The sequence below is a fragment of the Bombilactobacillus sp. ESL1197 genome, from assembly GCF_058107145.1.
Genome location: NZ_JBYLTY010000002.1, coordinates 276,863 through 297,590, shown reverse-complemented (window position 1 = coordinate 297,590; position 20,728 = coordinate 276,863). Strand labels below are relative to the sequence as shown.

19 protein-coding genes and 1 CRISPR repeat array are annotated in these 20,728 nt (G+C 34.5%); of the genes, 5 read left to right on the top strand and 14 right to left on the bottom strand.

The features are described from left to right. Nucleotides 1-169 precede the first annotated feature (169 nt). The gene (gene guaB, locus AC3B6B_RS07075; RefSeq protein WP_489757989.1) at nucleotides 170-1,309 is read left to right on the top strand and encodes an IMP dehydrogenase; all 1,140 of its coding nucleotides are present in this window, start codon (nucleotides 170-172) and stop codon (nucleotides 1,307-1,309) included. 234 nt (nucleotides 1,310-1,543) lie between these two features. Here guaB and rpiB read toward each other — a convergent pair whose 3' ends face one another. From rpiB to AC3B6B_RS07045, 6 genes are all read right to left on the bottom strand, one after another. Continuing rightward, complete coding sequence (gene rpiB / locus AC3B6B_RS07070; protein WP_489757988.1) at nucleotides 1,544-2,029, bottom strand: ribose 5-phosphate isomerase B; 486 nt, start codon at nucleotides 2,027-2,029, stop codon at nucleotides 1,544-1,546. A 54-nt stretch (nucleotides 2,030-2,083) separates the two neighbouring features. Next, nucleotides 2,084-3,478: an NADP-dependent phosphogluconate dehydrogenase gene (gndA, locus tag AC3B6B_RS07065; RefSeq protein WP_489757987.1), complete on the bottom strand. Its 1,395-nt coding sequence runs from the start codon at nucleotides 3,476-3,478 to the stop codon at nucleotides 2,084-2,086. 168 nt (nucleotides 3,479-3,646) lie between these two features. Next, nucleotides 3,647-4,975, bottom strand: coding sequence for a GntP family permease (locus tag AC3B6B_RS07060; RefSeq protein WP_489757986.1), 1,329 nt, complete (start codon nucleotides 4,973-4,975; stop codon nucleotides 3,647-3,649). After that, nucleotides 4,972-6,288 (bottom strand): four-carbon acid sugar kinase family protein, encoded by a 1,317-nt coding sequence (locus AC3B6B_RS07055; RefSeq protein ID WP_489757985.1) that lies wholly within the window; start codon nucleotides 6,286-6,288, stop codon nucleotides 4,972-4,974. The genes AC3B6B_RS07060 and AC3B6B_RS07055 overlap by 4 nt, the downstream gene beginning before the upstream one ends. A 371-nt stretch (nucleotides 6,289-6,659) precedes the next feature. Continuing rightward, nucleotides 6,660-7,673, bottom strand: coding sequence for a 4-hydroxythreonine-4-phosphate dehydrogenase PdxA (pdxA, locus tag AC3B6B_RS07050; RefSeq protein ID WP_489757984.1), 1,014 nt, complete (start codon nucleotides 7,671-7,673; stop codon nucleotides 6,660-6,662). 28 nt (nucleotides 7,674-7,701) lie between these two features. After that, nucleotides 7,702-8,460, bottom strand: a complete 759-nt coding sequence (locus tag AC3B6B_RS07045; protein WP_489757983.1) for a DeoR/GlpR family DNA-binding transcription regulator — start codon at nucleotides 8,458-8,460, stop codon at nucleotides 7,702-7,704. Nucleotides 8,461-8,944: 484 nt separating this feature from the next. Between AC3B6B_RS07045 and AC3B6B_RS07040 the strand changes: the two genes are divergently transcribed. Next, a complete protein-coding gene (locus AC3B6B_RS07040; RefSeq protein WP_489757982.1) occupies nucleotides 8,945-10,342 on the top strand; it encodes an MFS transporter in 1,398 nt (465 codons plus the stop codon). 211 nt (nucleotides 10,343-10,553) lie between these two features. Here the strand turns inward: AC3B6B_RS07040 and AC3B6B_RS07035 are convergent, their stop codons facing one another. Continuing rightward, complete coding sequence (locus AC3B6B_RS07035; protein WP_489757981.1) at nucleotides 10,554-10,910, bottom strand: type II toxin-antitoxin system PemK/MazF family toxin; 357 nt, start codon at nucleotides 10,908-10,910, stop codon at nucleotides 10,554-10,556. After that, nucleotides 10,907-11,083 (bottom strand): type II toxin-antitoxin system PemI/MazE family antitoxin, encoded by a 177-nt coding sequence (locus AC3B6B_RS07030; RefSeq protein ID WP_489757980.1) that lies wholly within the window; start codon nucleotides 11,081-11,083, stop codon nucleotides 10,907-10,909. The genes AC3B6B_RS07035 and AC3B6B_RS07030 overlap by 4 nt, the downstream gene beginning before the upstream one ends. Nucleotides 11,084-11,412: 329 nt before the next feature. Here AC3B6B_RS07030 and AC3B6B_RS07025 point away from each other — a divergent pair, with 329 nt between their 5' ends. Continuing rightward, nucleotides 11,413-12,603 (top strand): CAP domain-containing protein, encoded by a 1,191-nt coding sequence (locus tag AC3B6B_RS07025; protein WP_489757979.1) that lies wholly within the window; start codon nucleotides 11,413-11,415, stop codon nucleotides 12,601-12,603. Nucleotides 12,604-12,686: 83 nt separating this feature from the next. After that, nucleotides 12,687-12,986: a CRISPR direct-repeat array (repeat unit 36 nt; unit sequence GTTTTTCTATTGCTAAATCCTTAAGGGTACAAAAAC). Between the two features lie 5 nt (nucleotides 12,987-12,991). Here AC3B6B_RS07025 and AC3B6B_RS07020 read toward each other — a convergent pair. The 5 genes from AC3B6B_RS07020 to AC3B6B_RS07000 form a co-directional block, all read right to left on the bottom strand. Continuing rightward, a complete protein-coding gene (locus tag AC3B6B_RS07020) occupies nucleotides 12,992-13,258 on the bottom strand; it encodes a helix-turn-helix domain-containing protein (protein WP_489757978.1) in 267 nt (88 codons plus the stop codon). After that, entirely contained in the window at nucleotides 13,248-13,613 is a 366-nt protein-coding gene (locus AC3B6B_RS07015; protein ID WP_489757977.1) for a type II toxin-antitoxin system RelE/ParE family toxin, read from the bottom strand. Before AC3B6B_RS07015 ends, AC3B6B_RS07020 begins: the two co-directional genes overlap by 11 nt. Before the next feature lie 252 nt (nucleotides 13,614-13,865). Further along, complete coding sequence (locus AC3B6B_RS07010) at nucleotides 13,866-14,024, bottom strand: hypothetical protein (RefSeq protein ID WP_489757976.1); 159 nt, start codon at nucleotides 14,022-14,024, stop codon at nucleotides 13,866-13,868. 723 nt (nucleotides 14,025-14,747) lie between these two features. Then, complete coding sequence (locus tag AC3B6B_RS07005) at nucleotides 14,748-15,119, bottom strand: hypothetical protein (protein WP_489757975.1); 372 nt, start codon at nucleotides 15,117-15,119, stop codon at nucleotides 14,748-14,750. 169 nt (nucleotides 15,120-15,288) lie between these two features. Then, nucleotides 15,289-16,158, bottom strand: a complete 870-nt coding sequence (locus AC3B6B_RS07000; RefSeq protein ID WP_489757974.1) for a DegV family protein — start codon at nucleotides 16,156-16,158, stop codon at nucleotides 15,289-15,291. 127 nt (nucleotides 16,159-16,285) lie between these two features. On the opposite strand from AC3B6B_RS07000, the gene AC3B6B_RS06995 reads away from it, so the two are divergent. Continuing rightward, nucleotides 16,286-18,007 carry an Rqc2 family fibronectin-binding protein gene (locus tag AC3B6B_RS06995; RefSeq protein ID WP_489757973.1) on the top strand — a complete coding sequence of 574 codons (1,722 nt, stop codon included), beginning with the start codon at nucleotides 16,286-16,288 and terminating at the stop codon, nucleotides 18,005-18,007. A 211-nt stretch (nucleotides 18,008-18,218) separates the two neighbouring features. Continuing rightward, nucleotides 18,219-19,463: an MFS transporter gene (locus AC3B6B_RS06990; RefSeq protein ID WP_489757972.1), complete on the top strand. Its 1,245-nt coding sequence runs from the start codon at nucleotides 18,219-18,221 to the stop codon at nucleotides 19,461-19,463. Between the two features lie 337 nt (nucleotides 19,464-19,800). Here AC3B6B_RS06990 and AC3B6B_RS06985 read toward each other — a convergent pair whose 3' ends face one another. Further along, nucleotides 19,801-20,322 (bottom strand): GNAT family N-acetyltransferase, encoded by a 522-nt coding sequence (locus AC3B6B_RS06985; RefSeq protein WP_489757971.1) that lies wholly within the window; start codon nucleotides 20,320-20,322, stop codon nucleotides 19,801-19,803. Nucleotides 20,323-20,728: the final 406 nt, after the last annotated feature.

The window sequence follows — 20,728 nt, the reverse complement described above, 5'->3', positions numbered from 1 at the left end:
TATTCAAGATAGCATTTATAACTATTTTGCAAAATCAATGAACTTTTTTAAAAATAAAGTCATTTAAACAAGACGATTTCATCTCAAATTAAGAAGCAACAATTGACAAAGCCTTAATTTATGGTAAATTAATATCAATTTACATAATCAAATTCTTATAGGAGGGATTTTGTTGCAAGCACAAGAAAAATTTTTAAAACAAGGCTTAACTTTTGATGATGTTTTATTGGTTCCAGCAGCTAGTGATATTTTACCACGTGAAGTTAAGTTGGAAACTCAATTGGGAAATAATCTCAAATTACACTTACCAATCTTAAGTGCTGGAATGGATACTGTCACAGAAGAACCCATGGCCAAAGCCATGGCTTTACAAGGTGGTCTAGGTGTTATTCATAAAAATATGAGTATTCCAAGCCAAGCTCAGCAAGTACAAGCAGTTAAGGCTGAACTAGCCACCAGTAAAACTGCAGCTGTTGATGAAAGCGGACACTTATTAGTCGCCGCTGCAGTGGGAATCACCAATGATACTTTTGACAGAACACAGGCGTTGTTAACTGCAGGAGTCGATGCCATTGTGATCGATACCGCCCATGGACACTCAAAAAGCGTCTTAGAAAAAATTGCCGAAATTAAAAATCACTTTCCAGATCTAACCATCATTGCGGGTAATGTCGCCACTGCTAGTGGTACCCAAGCTTTATTTGATGCTGGCGTTGATGTAGTTAAAGTGGGGATTGGTCCGGGATCTATCTGTACGACTCGTGTGGTCGCTGGTGTCGGTGTACCGCAAATTACTGCAATTTTTGATGCGGCGCAAGTTGCACAAAAAATGGGTAAACAAATTATTGCTGATGGTGGTATTAAATACTCTGGTGATGTTGTGAAAGCTTTAGCCGCGGGTGGTAATGCTGTAATGTTAGGCAGTATGTTAGCTGGCACTACAGAAGCTCCAGGAGAAATCTTTAGCGATGCTGCTGGGCAACAATATAAGGCGTATCGTGGTATGGGCTCCTTAGCTGCTATGCAAAAAGGCTCATCTGATCGCTATTTTCAAGGTAATGTTCACGAAACTAAAAAATTAGTTCCGGAAGGTATTGAAGGTAAAACCAAATATAAAGGTGATGTCGCAGATATCTTATTTCAGATTGCTGGTGGTTTGCGTTCTGGTATGGGTTATGTGGGGGCACATACCATTCAAGATTTAATTGATCATGCACAGTTTATTCAAATTACTAACGCGGGCTTAATTGAATCACATCCTCATAATGTAACTATTACTCATGAAGCCCCTAATTATAGTGGTAAATAATGATAAATGACTTTTATAGATAATTAATCTCTAAACAATATATCTCTGTGAAAGTATTATTATTTTAATAATCACACTCAAACTCGAAATTTAGATAAGCAACAATTAAGCGAAGTTAAACATTATTACATGTTTAGCTTCGCTTAATTTTATAGCAAATATAATTACAATTATTTTTAAGTTTTCATGACTTATTTGCATATTTTTCAGGGTTATATCATATATCTCAGAACCCTAATTTTCTTTCAATAGTCTCTCAAATTCAATCTCATCATTCTGATCTTCAGCATTCAATTCTGCAACCCTTCTAGCATGCCTCTCACCTTCAAAATCTGTTTCAAGCCACATCTTAACAATTAATTTGGCTAACTCTTCTCCGACTACTCTTGAGCCAAAGGTTAAAACATTGGCATTATTATGTTTTCTTGACATTATTGCACTATAAGGTTCACTACATGTACATACTCGAATTCCTTTAACTTTGCCTGCTGCAATGCCAATACCAACACCTGTACCACATATTGCAATGCCAAAATCATATTTGCCAGAAGAGACTTTGTCACCAACTAGCTTACCATACCTAGGATAATCAGTACTTTCTAAGCTATAGGTACCAACATCATCAATAATTAATCCTAAACCTTTTACGTAATCTAAAATACTATTTTTCAATTTAAATCCTGCATGATCTGAACCAATTACAATTTTTCTAGTTTTCATAAATATTTTGTTACCCTCTTATAAGTTACGTTTAAATATCAGTGTAGTAAAATACTAAATTTCTTCGTACCATTCGTTATGAAATGTTCCAGATTCATCATTACGCTGAAAAGTATGTGCCCCAAAGTAATCCCTCTGAGCTTGAATCATATTAGCAGGTAAGTCATTTCTAGAAATTGAATCCAAATAACTTAAAGCGGCAGTTAAACTAGGAACTGGTAAATGATTTTTAATGGCTAATTCAACTACTTCTCTCAAAGCATCAATATATTTAACAACTTTTGTATTAAAATATGAATCTAACAGGATATTATCAATTTCTGAATCTTTTTCATATGCTTTTTCAATATCTTTTAAGATATCTGCTTGAATAATACAACCTGCTTCAAAGACCTGTGCAATATTTTTTAACTTTAAATTCCATCGATATTTTTGGCTTGCCTTACTCATTTGTTCAAAGCCTTGTGCATAGCTAACAATAGTTGCCAAATACAAACTTTGCTCTAATTTCAGAATCAAATCATCGCTTATTCTACAACTATCAAGATTACTTTGTTTTAATTTTAACGTATATTCTTTATCTGAAATAAAACGTGCAAAAACAGCAGACGTTATCAAAGATATTGGAGCTCCAACCTGCATGGCTTCTTCAACCATCCAATTACCTGTCCCTTTATAACTTGCTTTGTTTAAAATAACATCAAGCATGTATTTACCCGTTTTCGAGTCTCTTGCTTCTAAAATATCTTTTGTTATCGAAATTAGATAACTTTTTAATTCACCATCGTTCCATTCACCAAAAATTTCACTCATTTCACTATTTTTCATATTGAAAACATTTCTCATTAAATAATAAACTTCTGAAATACTCTCCATAATTCCATATTCTATTCCGTTATGAATCATTTTGACATAATGGCCTGAACCTTCTGGGCCAATATACGTAACACAAGGTTTATTATCTTCTGTTTTGGCAGATATTTTTTCTAAAATACTCTTAACTTTTTTATAGGCCTCTTTATCACCGCCCGGCATAATAGAAGGACCATGTAACGCACCTAATTCACCTCCAGAAACGCCCATACCAATGTAATTAATTCCGCTTTTAGTTAAATATTTACTCCGTCGATTTGTATCTCTAAAATTAGAATTTCCCCCATCAATTAATATATCTCCCTTGCTCAGTAAACCTTTAATATTTTCAATAACTTCATCAACTGGTTTACCTGCTTTGATCATTAAAATAATTTTTCTAGGTTTTTCTAAAGAATTGACAAATTCTTGTAAGTCATAAGTCCCGACAATTTTTTTACCTTTAAACTGTGAGACTAAATCATCAGTTTCTTTTCTTGTAATATTATAAACAGAGACTGAATAACCATTTTTACTAATATTAACAGCTAAATTTCTTCCCATAACTGCCATTCCCATTACGCCAATATTTTGCATTGTAAGTTCCTCCCATTTTTTAGTTACACTACACAATAGATATTATAAACTTTCATGATAATTTAAACGTTTGACACAAAACGATAAATCCTAAAAATAAAATGTAAAAAATACAAATTAGCATAATGTTTATCACATTAATTTGTAATTTTCTACATTTTTATTTTGCTATATAAATATATTTAAAATTAATATTTCAATTCCACCGATAAACCAACAAACAGTAGTAGGAATGGACCATGTCCATATTTGTTCTTTTGTATCCTTAACACCAATGGAATCATTAATTGCCCAGAAATAACTATCATTAAAATAAGAAAACACCATTGCGCCCATACAAGCGGCTATATTAGCAAGTACAGGATTAATACCCAAAGTTGCTACCATTGGAGCTGTAATTGAAGCTGTTGTAAATATTGAAACTGCTCCAGAACCTTGAATAATACGAAGTAAACTTGCAATTATAAATGGAACTAAGATTGCAGGTATCCCAGTATGAGCAACACCTTCTGCAATAACTTTACCAGCACCGCTTTGATTAACAACATTTCCTAAAGCTCCGCCAGCAGCAATCAGAACCAACGTCTTGCCGCCGCTGACAATTCCGTCATCTAGAGCTGCAGAAACTTTCTTTCTATCTACACCACGAAGCAAAGTAAATACTCCGATCAATAAACCTAATCCCAATGCAACCACTGGAGCTCCAATAAATTGAATTACTGAACTTAAGGCTTTATTCATAGCCACTCCCTTAAGTGCCCCAGCAAGTAAAATAAGTACAACCGGAATTAAGATAGGCATAATTGCTATAGTAAAAGACGGTTCCTTTGCAGTATTGGATTCTTCCAATTCGCCTTCTTCATCATCTTCAGCGATTCTATGATATTTTTTACCAATCCATTTAGCATAAAAATTAAAAAAGATCGCTAACGGAATACCTACAAGGAAGCCTAAAATCATATTTTCTGAAATACTAGCATGAAACAGCGCTGCTCCTCCTAAAGGACCAGATGCAGGCGGAACTAATTCATGACTCCAAAGCAATCCGCCAGCAAGTCCAACACCTAAAGAAGTTAAGCTCGTGCCAGTTCTTTTAGATACATCTTTAGCCAATGGAAAAAGCATTAAAAATGCGGGAACACAAAAGATAGCCAACGACGTTATAAAACCAGTAATTATCATAGCCATCACTTCGTGTCCTTTTCCCAAAACTTTAACAAGTTTCTTGCCCATTACAGCTGTAGCACCAGAAACTTCCAAGATTTTGCCAATCATCACACCAAAAGCAATTAGAATACCCAAACTTGCCATAGTATTTCCAAAGCCATTTTTTAAAGCTTCAACTGTTTTTAATGGATTCAATCCACCTAAAACACCTGTTAAAAGTCCGCCAATGATTAAAGACGTAAAAGCATTCAACTTGGATTTAACAAGTAATAGTACTAGTACTATAATGGATACAATTAAAGCAATTACCATTTGTGTTGTGCTACTCATGCTAATCCCTCCCCATAAAACGAATTTGAAATTTTAGTGGAAAGATAGTTTGAACACTTATTAAGGGTGGTTTTATCTCCAATTAAACCACCTTTAGTAATAATAGGCATTTTGTCAAGAGTTCCGCCAATAACTCTTCCATACACAGCCAATGGAACGATCTCATCTTTAATTTCAATTCCTTGTGCTCCATTTTCTTGTAAAAACGCTTTAGTCACATCACCACCAGAAGTATACACACCACCAATTTGGCCGCCACATTTTTTAATAATATTGAAACCTATCGCAGCCATAGAGTTACAAATTTTTTGTGAAGCTGTTGAAATTGTTAGACCAGCTTTCCTTGATTCTTCTTTTAGATCAATCTTGTCTTTCTTCTCCACCATTGTAGCTACCAAAAACTGTGAATTTTCATTTAGATGAGATACTACCTCTTTCACTGCCTTTAAAATTTCTTCTTCTCTCTTATCTTCATACAGAAAATTACGTGCATTCGGTTTTACAATAAAAGGTGCATATTCCGCGCGAAATTGGGCTATTTGATCTTCTACAACACCGCTAACGCTTCCAATTAGATATAACGCTTTCTTTTTTTCCTTATAAGATTTCTTGGGACTAATTTCTTTTAGTAATGAGCACGTAAACGGACCCGGGTCTACAGAAATAAAAGGAACTTTAGAATCAATAACAGCCTTAGCAATTGTATCAATATCTTCACTAGTACAAGAATCAAACATTATAATTCTTGTGCCATTAGAAATTAAATCTATAATGGTATTTTTTATAGTATCAACTCCTTCCAGAACACATTCCATTGAAATAACGCCAATTGGCTTATTTGACTGTTGTTGTAAAATACCCGCTACTCTGGAACTCAATACTGGACTAGTTGGATCATTTCTTACATCAGTATTTTCCAACATTACTCCGTCAACTAGCTCATAGTTACCAATAACTATTTTACCTGAGCTGGGAAAAGCGGGAACAACCATGGCAGTTACATCATCACCCAACGCATCCAACATTCCGTCTATTTCTGCACCTATATTACCTCTTAAAGTAGAGTCAATACGTTTATTGTAAAAAACAACTTCATCATTTTTTACTTTTTTTGTATATTTATATACTTTGCTGTAAGCATCTTTAAAATCATCACCACGACTATCCGTATGCAACCCCAGTGCATCATAGTCTTCAAAATTTTCAATACTATCTATCGTATCAATCGTGCCAACTTTCAAACCATTTTTTGCTAAAAGTGAATTTGAAACGTTAGAACCAGTCAAGTCATCTGCTATTATTATTGATTTCATCAGCTTGTCCTCATTTCTTATTATTTTGAATTTAAAATATAATCAATTTCCTGAAAAATTAACTATCTATTCTTAAATATTAATAAATAAAAAAATCTCTTTGACTCACCAAAATTATATCCATAAAGGTAAATTATTATTTTTAACGTTCAACAATGCTGTAATTAGCAACTAAACTTAGCATTTTACATAACCGAACTATATAACAATTCAACGTATAAACTAAGATGATCAACTTCATACAGCTGAATTTATTTACAAACATTAATAATCAAGTGAAAAAGTTAACGCTTACAAAAAACGGTTAATATTTAGGCAATAACCTTAGCTATTACCTAAATAAAAATTACTCAATTTTCCCTAAGCAAAAACTACTTTGCTTCTTTGGACTTTCTAAAGTTTCCAGCATAAAGTGAAGCCAATCTGATTGCCTCGTCTAAGCTCTTTTCCCGGGCGATACCTTTCCCTGCTATATCAAAGGCTGTTCCATGATCAACTGACGTTCTTAAATACGGCAAATTATGAGTAAATGAAACTGTTAAATCTGGATCCAGGGTTTTCGTTGCAATATGACCTTGATCATGATACAGAGACAAAACACCGTCATATTTTCCCATGTTAGCTTGATAAAATACCGAATCCGCTCCAACAGGACCATCTACATTAATATTTTCACTTTTTAACTCTTTGATGGCTGGTATAATATAGTCAATTTCTTCATTGCCAAATAAACCACCATCTCCAGAATGCGGATTTAAACCGGCCACTGCAACGTGCGGATTACTAATACCTAAGGTTTTAAGAGCATTAACTGTTAACTTAACATATTTTTTAATACCCTCTTTTGTGATCAGGTCACAAGCTTTACGTAAAGGAACATGCTTCGAATAGAAAAATACTCGCAAATTTTGAACTTGAAACATCGTTAATGGATCTTTAACACCTGTTAAATCAGAAAGAATATCTGTGTGCCCAAGTGTCTTAATTCCAGCTTCTTGCAGTGCTTCTTTATTCAATGTTGTCGTTACCATCGCTGAAACACCATCATTAACACATAAGTCGTTAGCTTTCTTTATATAATCATAAGCAGCTTGTCCACATTGTGCCTGAACTTCTCCATATTTAAAGGTTGTCATATCAACATTATTCAAATCAATTAAATCAATAACACCTGCTTCAAATTTACCTTCTGATAAATTATCAATTACATTTATTTCAATGTCAGATTTAACAATTTTCTTAACATTTTCTAAAACATTTTTGTCCCCGACAACTACAATCTTAGCTTTTTGATGGATTTCAGGTTTACCAAGCGATTTAACCACTTCCTCGGGTCCAATACCCGCAGGGTCTCCCATAGTGATTACAATATACTCTCTTTTCATAGTAATCTTTTCCTTCTTTACACAATCTTCATACAATTAAAAACTTATTTACAAATTTTTTTGGAATTTCGTGAGCAAAATCTCCTAAATCATCATCAGTTATAACGTAATCTATATCTAAAAAATCTGCAAAATTGATAAAAGTTGATTTTTCAAACTTTGAACTATCTGCCAGAATAATGTTTAGCGAAGAATTTTTTATTGCATTGGACTTGAGCTGAGATCTTGCTTCAGAACCTGTTTGGAAACCTAATCTAGAAATCGAATCACATCCGATAAATGATAAATCAAAATTAAATTTTCTGATTTTTTCAACTGTATCAACACTACTAGACGAATAGGTCTTTTGTGAAAGACTTCCTCCCACAAAATATACGTTTTCTAAACCTGCATCTAACAACAAAATAGCTGTATTTAAGTCAACAGTTACAATAAACAATCCTTTAATTTCACTTATATAAGGAATCAAACACTTAACTGTAGTTCCTGCATCCAAAAAAATGGTTGAATTATCATTAACAAATAAAGCTGCCCGATGAGCTATTCTCTCTTTTTGTTCTATAAGTTCACCTTTTTTAATACTATACGGTTTATCACTGATAGAAAGTTCTAAATCAATAGCTCCACCAAATGTTCTCTTGAGTAACCCTTTTTCCTCCATCTCGGAAAGGTCTTTTCTTATAGTAACTTGAGAAACATTCAATCTTTTTGCTAAATCTAAAACCGTTACCTTCTTTTCCTTCTTTATTAATCGGTTAATAAAATTTTTTCTTTCTTCACTGTACATTTTTTCTCACTTTCGTTCATGAACAATTTTAATATATCATAGCTTTCATTTAGTTTCAATATATTTCTTTATCTTTTGAAAGGTTACGAATTCATTTTTGCTTCAACCAACCTTTTTTCTATTGAAATACCTAAATCCACTATTGATATTAACAACAAAACAATACTCACAATGATTACTAAATGATTTTTACTTTTTAACTTCAAGATCAATTTATAATCAAGGTAAAACTCACCGTCGTTACGCAAGTAGCTTATAATATTCAGATTAGATTATACACTTTTATAACCTTTTAATTATGCTTATTGTTGGCTAATAGTCGTATTTTTAAAGTTTTTGCTCTAAAAAGACTTAATAGTAGTAAAAACAAAAAATAATTTAAAGTTAGGCTTACGAATACTTTCGAGTTTGAACTGAACTCATCCAAAAATAGGCTTCGTGTTAAAATGATATGGTATCTAATTTTTAAAGTGAGGATTTTTCAATGAAACAAAATGTTTCCTGGTCTACCAAACTGGCAATTCTATCAGCTGGTTTGTTAACTTTTATCGGTATCTTAGTCGAAACTTCGATGAACGTTACCTTTCCAACACTTATGAAGGAATTTCATGTTAATTTAGCCACCATTCAATGGGTCACCACCGGTTATTTACTCTTAGTGACTATTGTGATGAGTACCACTTCTTATCTAATTAAACGATTTAATGCTCGCAAATTATTTATGACGGCCACTGTTATGTGTCTGGTCGGAACTTTAATTTGTGCCAGTTCTACTAATTTTACGTTTTTAATGATCGGTCGCTTACTTGAAGCAGTAGCTACAGGCTTATCAACACCAACTTTGTTTCATATCATTATGTCCTGTATCCCGCCTTACAAAATGGGAACCTATACCGGTTTTGCAACAATGATTACTTCTTTTGCACCAGCATTGGGACCTACATACGGGGGAATTGTCAACAACTACACCTCTTGGCGCTGGATTTTCATTGGTGTCCTACCAATTATTATTCTCATTATGATTACTGGTTGGCTAACTATTAAAGTGCAAGCGCAACACAATCAACCGCCGTTTGATTGGCTGGGATTAATTAGTTTAGCAATGACAATGGTTACTCTAATTATTAGTTTTGATCAAGCAGGAGCACACAGCTTTACTAGTTGGCAATTTCTTGTTAGTTTAGTGATCACTTTCATCTTTGGCGGTTGTTTTGGCTGGCATCTCAAAACTAGTAACAATCAACTTTTAAATTTTAAAATTTTAAAAGATCCAATTATCGCCAATCGTGCCATTAATTTCTTTATTTTGCAATTTATTAATATTGGCATTTCCTTTGTGATTCCTATTTTATCTGAGCAAGTTTTAGGAACTAATTCCATGTTAGCGGGACTAATTTTATTACCCGGTTCTTTATTAGGCGCTTTTATCGCCCCTATTGCCGGTAATTTATATGATCATTTTGGTGCTAGTTTACCGCTAACTATTTCTAACTTAACTATTATTGTAGGTGCCTTAGCCTTTACCATTTGGACAGGTCAATTGAATATTGCTCTAATTATTTTCTTCTACTGCTTCATGCGTGGAGGATTCAATTTAGGCTATGGCAATACGATGTCAGACGCTAGCAAACACGTTAAGCTCACTGCTAAGCCAGATGTGAACTCGCTTTTTAATACATTGCAACAATATGCTGGATCATTAGGAACAGGGATATTATCCGCCATTATTTCGACCAAACAATTAACAGCTGCTGCTCCACAATTAAAGGCAGTGACAGCTCAAGGTTGTCAACTAGACTTTGGCTTGTTAGTAGTCTTAGCAATAATTGCCTTACTATCTACTTTAATTAGCCAACATTATCCACACTCAACCACAGCTTAAATTTCAATTATTATGTCAAAACTCTATAATAATATTTCTCCGCACCAAAAGTTGTATAAGACCACTAACAACCAATTAACCTTGCATGACAACTTGCAAGGCTTTTGTTTACATAAAAAAATATCCTAACTGTTGTTTTCAGTCAGGATATTTTGATTTTTTTTCTATTGCTAAAAACTTGAGAATACACCAACTCATGTGAACTACAATATTAATTAACTAATGGAAAGCTAAAGTTATATAGAAACAACTGTGAAATCTGGAAAAAATCAGCATCATCAATATGTTCAATGAATTCTATATTTCTGCCAGAATGTTCAGTAACATCAAATGAATGAACTTGTCTGAAAACCACTTGTCCCTTAGTTTGATAACCGTTTAACTGATAATATCCGTGCTTGTTATTCCTAATAGTTGAGGTAATTGGGCTCACAATAATGAAACCAGTATCTTGATTGTAAGCATCTCGACTTAGAATTAAAACTGGACGTCTTTTCTTAATCTCTCGTCCCCTCTGAGGATCAAAATTAATCCACACAATGTCTCCTTGACTTGGTTGATACATCATTTTTTGTCCTCATCAAATTCTAAGTCATCCCATTCGTCAGGTTCATATTGATTTTCAAAATCCGGATTTGAATATGGATCTTCAATTTTGGAAACTAACTCATAGCCACCATTATTCTTAGAGACGAGTAACCATTTTTGATCTAACTTAAAATCTTCTTTAGAAACAGGCAAGCACAGGGAGCTGCCTCTTCTAACAACGGTTAATAATTTTATAAGATTTCCCCTTAATTTAGTATATTAAATACATTAAAAATGTTAAATTGTTACCTTCAAAATAGTTCGATATTAGTTTGTGAATTATCCTTAACGACTACTAATCAAAGGTCAAATTACTCAAAATTAAAGTCTTCATTTAAACTAAAATTAAGCTGAAAATTGGATTAAAACTTGCTATACTTATATTCGTTTAGGGGGATCAAAACCTAAATTCTAGCAAAAGACAATTCACTTTTGCCAAAACAATCATGTACCAAAAAGAATATTGAGAGGAAGTATTTTTTATGAAGTTTAACAAGTTTTATTCACTATCAGCTGCTGCTTTACTAGCTTTAGCTTTGGGTGGCACAGCACATGCTCAAAAGGCTAATGCTGCTTCTTATAACTACCCTGTAGCTACTGCTACTCAAAAGCCTAATTCTCAGCTGTACGATTCAAAAGGTAAAGCTACTGCTCAAGTGGTTCCTGCTAATACTGATTGGCGTGTTAGTGATATTCAAACCATTAATGGTCAAAAGATGTATAAAATTGCACCTAACACTTGGTTACCTAGTTCAGAAAGCTACAATAACTTTGCCCCAACTAGCTATAATTACCACGTAGTACGGGCCATTGCTCCTAAAGCTAAGTATGCAGCACTTTACGACAACAATTTTAAAGTGATTCCAGAACGTGTAGTTCCTAACTTCTCTGATTGGAAAGTTGGTAAGACTCAAGTCGTTAATGGCAAGACTTTCTACAAAATTGATGATCATGAATGGATAAGTTCTGATGATGGTGTTGCTAACTTCTCTGTGAACGGGGCCAACAATACAAGTTCTAATACCACTACTAATAATTCCACTCCAGACTATTCTACTAAACCAGAAGACACAAATGGCTATCATTGGGTTTGGAGTCCAATATTTAATGAATGGGTATCAGATGCACCAAGTAATGGTTCGAACACATCTTCAAGTTCCTCTAATTCAGGTCAGAACTACTCATTTGACGCCCAAGCCACTCAGCAAGCTATGATTAAAGAATTAAACCGTTTGCGTGCTATGAATGGCTTAAATCCGCTCCAAGAGAACCCTGAATTATCTAGTTTCTCAATGGCCAGAGCTCAACGCTTAGCTGATGCTGGTCAATTAGATAACCATGCAGGAGCATATAGTCCTAACAGTACTTATACTTTAACAGCTGAAAATCTTGGTGAAGATTTTCTTCAAGCTACTCCTGAACAAAATGCTATCACTGCTACTAGTGGTTTCTTCCATGAAATTGGCAGTACAAGTGATGGCCACAGAAAAAATATGTTGGATCCATATTTCACTCAAATTGGCATGGGAGTGGCCGTTGACGATAAAGGAACCATGTATGAAGTACAGACGTTCGCAACACCTAAATCAGATATTGATTATAGCCAAATTAATCAAATTAATGATTACCACGATGATAGCACACCTGCGCCAACTGGTGTATATGATCACTAGCAATCAAACAACCTTGCATGATAACTTGCAAGGTTTTTATTTGTATAAAAAATATCCCAACTTTTAGGTTAGGATACTTTGAGGTTTTTCTATTGCTAAATCCTTAAGGGTACAAAAACTATGTGGTTGAAGCAAAAAAAGAATCAAGAGTTTTTCTATTGCTAAATCCTTAAGGGTACAAAAACCTAGCTTGCAATTTAATCGTGCTCCAACCTGTTTTTCTATTGCTAAATCCTTAAGGGTACAAAAACACAGGCCATGGACTCCGCGCTATATTGTTCGTTTTTCTATTGCTAAATCCTTAAGGGTACAAAAACGTGTATGACGATGGATACTATCAGCAAGATGTTTTTCTATTGCTAAATCATTAAGGTTCAAAAATCTAATACTATTCAAATTTGACAACTAGTCTTTTACCCATAGCATGAGCTACTGTAGCTAATTTGTCAAAGGTTACATTATCACCGCGTTCTATACGTGCTATAGTTGGTTGTGGTACACCAGCACGTTCAGCAAGATCAGCTTGTGTTAATCCTGCTGCTTCACGGGCTTTATACAAAGCTATTGCACTGGCAGACCGTTCTTTTTCCAAACGATAAGATTCTGCAAATTCTGGATCTTTTAATTCTTCTTTTACGATATCATTAATTTTCATTGTTAGACTCAAACTCCTTTCTTAAAGATATTGCATGATTGATTTCTGACTTAGGTGTTTTAGCTGATTTTTTAGTAAATCCATGAGTAATTACATACCTAGACCCGTGAACGTGAAAATATAACACCCGTTGAATATTGGTAGATACTTTACTACGGATTTCATACAGATTCTTTTCACCTTGTATCTTTTTAACCCAATTAAGACGTTGGGCAATTAATAAGCCCTGATCTTGTGTATCAGTTATAACTCGCAAAATTTTAGCACGATCAGATATAGGTAGCTTTTTCAACCATTCCCCAAATTCGTCATGTCCATTTTGCAGTCTATATGACTCAAATACTGGTTTTTCCATATTCTTATTATATCATTAATGTTTTTATTTTACTATATATAATATTTATTAATTAAAGGTAAATTATGAAATTAAATGTTTCTACAATGGATTAAATTTTGAGACTTTTCTATTGCTAAAACGTTAAGGTTCAAAAACTTTATTGCCTGTGTTATCATTGATATTGAAAAAGAGATCGGTGTTAGAGCGCCAATCCCTTAGCGATCCGCTTTAAAGGCGGTGACAAGTTATTAAAAACAATATTAAATCATCCTATAACTGGTCAAAGTTATGATAGGACGATTTTTTTATTACTTTTTGTTGTTCATGATTGTGGCAACTAATGTGCCAAAAGCAATCATTAACATTAATACCTGATAGGTATCCAAGTAAGACTGGATGTCCTTTCTGTTGATTCTTCCGTATTCTCATACGCAAGCACCTCCTTGAGAACAAACAGTCACCGCCCATAAAACTTATCGCACTAACTATTTTAGCACATGAACTAGATTGAACCACTTCTCAATTTTGGGAAATGATTTTTTCTAAAGAATATGTTATATTGGTAATGAAAAAGGATCAGTGCTGTAACACCGATCCCTTAAGTAAAGTTGCCAAAGCGGTAGCTATTCAAATTTTAACTTTAAAAATTGAGAAGCCATCAGCTCCTGCACAGAGCTAAGACCGGCTTCTTTTTTACTTTGACTTTCGATATTTTAGAATATCTATGACTGTATTTAACAATTTCATGAATCGCTTTTACAGCCAAATAGATAATTTCTAAAACAGCAATCATCAAAGACAATTGGTTTTGCATTTACAGTTTTTACACCATAAGCACCACCCATTTCTGAAATAGCCCCGCCTTAGCATTTAACTTTACTATTATGTAGTTCCTTATGCATCAAGGTTTAAAACATTCAGCAGTGATTTGATTGTAAGAATATTGATTTTGTTTTTTCATCGACATTGAAAAAGGATCAGTACTGCAAAACTGATCCCTTTGGTACAGTTACTAAATTAGCAACTAATCATATTTAAATTACAATAAGACTGTTAACTTTAAGATAGTCTTATTTTTAATGATAAATTTTCTTAACATTAAATGTAGCAAAGCCTAGAATTAATTGTACAACGTTTAAAATAGACACTCTACTACGAATTTAATTTAGATTTTTTATGATTGTAGTAACCAATTAAGAGAATTAAGGTAACTATTAACAATAAGAAGATCCCGGCAATAATAAATAAATTCATTTTGAGAGTAAAATCACTTTGAAAAACAATTGTCACAATACTAACGATCATTAATGTAGACACCACAATATCCCATATTGGGGTATTACTTGGACGAATTAATAAGAAGGTCAAAATCAAGACCACAACTATCATTACAATAAGATTGAGCCAAATTAGCTTTTGAGCAAAAGCAGTTTCATTACGAAGTTGTAATAAATTAAAAATAGACAGCACCATTGATATCACGGCTAAAATCCAACTCAACCAATTTAATTTTTTAGTATTCACTAGCTAATCCTTCCTTTCATCCCGGTTACAATGAAATTATATCACAATCAACTATATTTATTCCTACCTTTAAAAAAAAGACCAGCACAAAAAACGATTCAGACAAATTTTAACAATCTGCGAATCGTTTTTTAATTGAAAGTTTATATCTGGTAACTGGACTTAATTATTATTTCATTTTTTCAGTATCTTTCATCCAGCCTAAGGCCATCGCCTTTTCACCCAAATGTGTTCCAATAACCGGACCAAAATAAGTTTGCTCAATGGTGACATTAGGAAATTTTTGCCGCAAATGCGCAGTCCAACGATCATTTTCTTGCGGATCATTCGCATCAATCACTAGTAAACGATACGGAAAATCAGCTTGTTTTAAAGCTGTTTCAAAACGTTCCTCACTCTTTAAATACGCCTTTTTTTCCGAACGAACTTTGCCATAAGCCACAATTTCATCTGATTGATTATCAAATGTTAACAACGGTTTAATATTCAGCATTGTCCCAATCACAGCTGAGGCATTGGATAAGCGCCCACCCTTAACTAAATTGTTTAAATCCTTAACAACAATATTCTCATCAATCGTTGCGCGTAAAGCATCTAATTGTGCCAAAATTTCTGTAAGACTAGCACCGGCTTGAGCCAATCTCCCAGCTTCCATAGCCAAATAGCCCATTAATTTAACAGTAATCCGTGAATCGTAAGGAATGACTTTAATATTTGTTTTAGTAGCCGCTAAAGTCTTTAAACTATTAATAAAGCCCGAAATTGTAGCGGCTAAATGAATCGAAATCACTGCTTCATAACCTTGATCAGCTAAATTATCATATAATTGATCCATCTCACCCAAACTTGGTTGTGAAGTCTTAGGTAGTTCTTTTAAATTACGAACTTGGTCATAAAATTCCTGGTTCGTGATATCAATACCTTCCCGATATACTTGCCCTTGAATAATGACCGGAATAGAAACAACTGTAATGTTATAGCGTGCCGCTTCTTCTGCAGTTAAATACGCAGTACTATCAGTTACGACGGCAATTTTCATGTACTACCTCACCCATTTCATTTGATTACTATCAGATAAGTCTAATAGCGAACATTCTACCATAATTAATATATTGGTGTAAAATGATAAGTTAGTATCTTTTATTTGTCAATCTAAAGGAGTTTTTATGTCATTTGATGGTTTATTTACCCATGCTTTGGTCCAAGAATTAAGCCCCATCCTTGTCGGTGGCCGCCTCAGTCGTATCCAACAACCTTTTGCCCAAGAATTAATCTTAACTATCCGCAATCATCGACAAAATTATAGCCTACTATTATCTGCTAATCCGAACTATGCTCGGGTTCAACTAACTGAGCTCAAATTTCAAAGTCCCAAAACTCCCAGCAATTTTGTGATGACTTTACGCAAACAATTGGATAGCGCCATTTTACAAACAATTCAGCAAATTGAGAATGATCGTATTTTAACCTTAACCTTTCAGAATCGTAACGAACTAGGTGATTTACAAGAAATTACTTTTTACGTCGAAATCATGAATCGTCATAGTAATATTGTTGTTGTGAATGATCAATCGCAATTAATTATTGATGCGATTAAACATGTCGATCTTACCCAAGACCGTTATCGGCAACTATTGCCTAAAGAAACCTATCGCTTGCCACCTGCTCAAAATAAAATCAATCCGTTTGATGTCTTTGAGCGTGAAAAATGGCTCAAACAAAATGGCCAACAACTCTTGCAAAGTGATCTTGCACAAGCAGCACACAACATTCAAGTTAATTTTCAAGGCTTTGATAAAAATAGTGCTCAGGAATTAAGTACCCGTAGTCAAGCAAGTACTGACGATGCCCACTTAATTCAGGTGTGGCAGGATTTTTTGGCAGGTTTTAATCAACCACAAGCAACAATTGCAACGAAACAATACCGCCAACTTTTTACTGCTCAGCCCTATGTGTCCTTGACTTCGGACGGTTTTCAGCAACAAACTTTCACTAATTTAAGTCAAATGTTAGATGACTTTTATCGTGACCGTGCCCGGCAAGATCGTGTGCGCCAACAAGCTAGCAATATTTTACAATTAATTAAACGATATTTAAAGCGAAATCAAACCAAACTCAAACGATTACAACAAGATTTAGCCAAAACCGAATCCGCTGAAGATTATCGCATTCAAGGTGAATTATTAACGACCTACTTAAACCAAGTCAAGCGGGGACAAAAAAGCGTCCAATTGCCAAACTATTATGATAACAACCAACTGTTAACTATCAAGTTAGATCCCGCTAAGTCCCCGGCAACGAATGCCCAGCAATATTTTAAAACTTACCAAAAGCTCAAAAACTCTATTCGCCATTTAAATGAGCAAATTGAGCAAACCAAAGTAGAAATTGCTTATTTAGAAGGTATTTTGGCGCAAATTAATTATGCTGATCCTCAGGATTTAGCCGATATCCAATTAGAATTAACTCAACAAGGTTACATTAAAAAGCAAGCACGCAAAAAACAGCGCAAAACTAAGATCCAATCCGGAGCAGCCTTTCAGGCTAGTGATCAAACTATTATCCGGGTTGGCAAAAATAACTTACAAAATGATTACCTGACTAATAAATTAGCAGATAAACGCTACACCTGGTTGCATATCAAAAACTTACCAGGTTCACACGTCATTATTGAATCATTAGCTCCTAGTGAGCAAACCATCCTGGAAGCGGCTGAACTAGCAGCTTACTTTTCTAAAGCTGGGGCGAATGCTAGTAAAGTTCCCATTGATTATACATTGGTTAAACACGTGCACAAACCTAATGGCGCCAAACCAGGTTTTGTGATTTATACCGATCAAAAAACGCTCTTGGTGGATCCTCACTTACGCTTAAAGCAGTTAAAATAGCAGCCAAAGTAGAAAAATCAACACTTAATTAACGCTTAAACAAAAGATGATTATTCCTTTGATTATCTACATCTCATTAACCATTTTTGAGCGCTATCAGTTTATGTGACTGGGAAATGGAAAACACTTTTTCTGTAATTAATAATAATTTTTTCAAAAATTGCAAATGTGATAGACTAAATATATAACTTTAATATGAAGGAAGATTTTCATGGCAGATTCAGTGCACTTTCCTGCTGGCTGGCACAAAGCGTTTTATACTTTGTGGCTAGGCAGCTTTATTACTGGTATGGGTTATTCAATGACTATGCCCTTTATCTCGTTGTTTATTGCTGATCTAGGGCACTACAGCAAATTACAAATCAATTTGTACTCCGGTTTAGCTTTTGCTGTCACTTTTATTGCCCAGGCAATTGTTTCCCCTTACTGGGGGAATTTAGCTGATCGCAAAGGTCGTAAATTAATGTGTATGCGGGCTTCGGGGGTCATGGCACTCACCATTTCAGCTATTGGCTTTGCCCCTAATGCCTTATACATCATCATCATGCGCTTAATTCAGGGGGCGTTTTCAGGTTATATTAATAACGCAACTGCTTTAATCGCTAGTGAAACACCACATCAAAAAAGTGGTCTTGTGATGAGTCAAATGATGACCGCCGGAACTGCTGGCAATTTAATCGGTCCGTTATTAGGTGGAGCGTTATCCAGTTTTTTTGGTCATTTATTTGGTAATATTTGGGGCTACCGCATTCCGTTTTTCATTACGGGCTTTTTAATGTTTGTCGTCTTTTTGGGAACAACTACTTTGGTTCACGAAGACTTCACACCCATTGCTCGTGAAAAAATGCAACCAATGAAAGAAATTATGCGGTCCTTGCCCAATTTAAAATTAATTATCATCATGTTCATTACTACGATGTTAGTTCAATCAGCAACCATGTCGATTGACCCAATCGTTTCTCTATACGTTAAATCCATGGTGCCCCATAGTCATAGTATTGCTTTAATTGCGGGTATTGTTGCCGCTACACCCGGACTAGGAACATTATTGGCTGCTTCGAAAGTTGGTCACGAAATGGACAAAATTGGTCCGATCAAAGTTTTACGTGTCGGCCTAATTGTCGGCGGACTTTTATTCATACCAATGGCCTTGACTAACTCGCCTTGGATATTAGCAGCCCTGCGCTTTTTACTAGGAATCGCTAGTGCAGCGATGTTACCAGCAGCCCAAACCGTTTTAACCTTGAATAGTCCGACTGCTAGTTTTGGGCGGATTTTTAGTTACAATCAGTCTTTTCAAGCTCTAGGTTCAGTGATTGGTTCTTTGATGGGGTCTACCTTATCTGGCGTTTACAATTACGCGACCGTTTTTTGGACCACCGGTTTCACTATCTTGTTAAACTTTATTTTAGTTTTAATCTTTGCGCGCAACGCCACCAACCGGCAAAGCAAATAAGTTTCACTTAAGACTTGTGTGTAACATTATTTACTAATTTATTATCTAAATATTAGAAGTGTTGAGCTCATTACTTTCAAAAAATCCAAGCAAACTACAATTTTGAAAGTAATATGTGTAAAACACTTCTTTTTTTTGCTGGTGTTCTTTACATCAAAAATTAATAAGATCTAAATCTTTTCATGATACACTTATAAGGAAAACACAGCAGAAAAGTAATGAAACCCAAAAATGATCCTGCAATTTGGACAAAGCAAAAAATTACGTCCGTTTAAGATTTAAAGCAACTGTATGGAAACAATAACTAGTATTAAAGGTCTGTCATTAATTACTAAATTTAGTTATAGTCCGCTTGAATCATCGAATAGATTCCCTCGTCACAAATTCCTTGATTATTTTTTCCTGCTCGGCGTGCCACTCCCTCAAACCGCATGCCACTTTTTTTCATCACAGCTCCCGAAGCTGAATTACGCAAATCATAGCGACATTCAACCCGGTTAAAACTACGTTCTAATAATAAATATTGGTTAACCCTAGCCAGTGCTTCTGTCATAATCCCTTGATTCCACCATTTAGAACCTAAAACATAACCAACTTCGGCAATTTTCAAGGATTGATTTAGGTGGACCACGGAGATCTCACCCACTAATTGTTGGCTGGGCAATTCAATCCCCCAAATAAATTGATCATCGTTCTTTTTAATTGCCTGAATCCGTCTTAAGCTCTCTTGTTGAGATTGATGTGGTGTCCACGTTAAATACTTAGTCACCAAACTGTCACTTGCCCAATTAGTAAACATTTGCTGCGCATCCGAAACATTGAAGTGTCTTAGTTTAATACCATTATTTGTAATCAACATTAACATCAACTCTCTTTACTCTGAATTAAAACCTGAAGCACATATCTAAATATTGTTATTGATTAGATTAACTGTTTTTTCAGGAGCGTCAACTCCTAAAACTAGTCTAGAATACAGCTCATTCTGTAATTGAATCACAATCGGACAACTCGAACGCTTGACATTGAAAAAAACTTTTTCATTATTTTTTAAATAAGTACCGCCAGCATAATTAGGAAGGTTGGTTCCTGGACAGCGAAGTCCTTTAAATTCATTTAAGATACCTGAATCAATCGTTGCTCCCAATACATTTTTTAATGGAATAACTAGTTTCTTCTTTAAGCTAGCAACTTTATATTTTCCTTGCGAAACTTTAAAACACTTTTCTTTAAAAAAATAATCCTTCCAAAATTAAAAATTTTGAAAG

What these genes read in the sequence shown, in the direction of transcription:
- AC3B6B_RS07010 (WP_489757976.1), bottom strand. Translation starts at nt 14,024, where the DNA reads ATGAGAATACGGAAGAATCAACAGAAAGGACATCCAGTCTTACTTGGA.
- AC3B6B_RS07045 (WP_489757983.1), bottom strand. Translation starts at nt 8,460, where the DNA reads ATGTACAGTGAAGAAAGAAAAAATTTTATTAACCGATTAATAAAGAAG.
- AC3B6B_RS07000 (WP_489757974.1), bottom strand. Translation starts at nt 16,158, where the DNA reads ATGAAAATTGCCGTCGTAACTGATAGTACTGCGTATTTAACTGCAGAA.
- AC3B6B_RS06990 (WP_489757972.1), top strand. Translation starts at nt 18,219, where the DNA reads ATGGCAGATTCAGTGCACTTTCCTGCTGGCTGGCACAAAGCGTTTTAT.
- AC3B6B_RS07020 (WP_489757978.1), bottom strand. Translation starts at nt 13,258, where the DNA reads ATGAAAATTAATGATATCGTAAAAGAAGAATTAAAAGATCCAGAATTT.
- gndA (WP_489757987.1), bottom strand. Translation starts at nt 3,478, where the DNA reads ATGCAAAATATTGGCGTAATGGGAATGGCAGTTATGGGAAGAAATTTA.
- rpiB (WP_489757988.1), bottom strand. Translation starts at nt 2,029, where the DNA reads ATGAAAACTAGAAAAATTGTAATTGGTTCAGATCATGCAGGATTTAAA.
- AC3B6B_RS07015 (WP_489757977.1), bottom strand. Translation starts at nt 13,613, where the DNA reads ATGGAAAAACCAGTATTTGAGTCATATAGACTGCAAAATGGACATGAC.
- AC3B6B_RS06985 (WP_489757971.1), bottom strand. Translation starts at nt 20,322, where the DNA reads ATGTTGATTACAAATAATGGTATTAAACTAAGACACTTCAATGTTTCG.
- AC3B6B_RS07025 (WP_489757979.1), top strand. Translation starts at nt 11,413, where the DNA reads ATGAAGTTTAACAAGTTTTATTCACTATCAGCTGCTGCTTTACTAGCT.
- AC3B6B_RS07040 (WP_489757982.1), top strand. Translation starts at nt 8,945, where the DNA reads ATGAAACAAAATGTTTCCTGGTCTACCAAACTGGCAATTCTATCAGCT.
- AC3B6B_RS07035 (WP_489757981.1), bottom strand. Translation starts at nt 10,910, where the DNA reads ATGATGTATCAACCAAGTCAAGGAGACATTGTGTGGATTAATTTTGAT.
- AC3B6B_RS07055 (WP_489757985.1), bottom strand. Translation starts at nt 6,288, where the DNA reads ATGAAATCAATAATAATAGCAGATGACTTGACTGGTTCTAACGTTTCA.
- AC3B6B_RS06995 (WP_489757973.1), top strand. Translation starts at nt 16,286, where the DNA reads ATGTCATTTGATGGTTTATTTACCCATGCTTTGGTCCAAGAATTAAGC.
- AC3B6B_RS07060 (WP_489757986.1), bottom strand. Translation starts at nt 4,975, where the DNA reads ATGAGTAGCACAACACAAATGGTAATTGCTTTAATTGTATCCATTATA.
- pdxA (WP_489757984.1), bottom strand. Translation starts at nt 7,673, where the DNA reads ATGAAAAGAGAGTATATTGTAATCACTATGGGAGACCCTGCGGGTATT.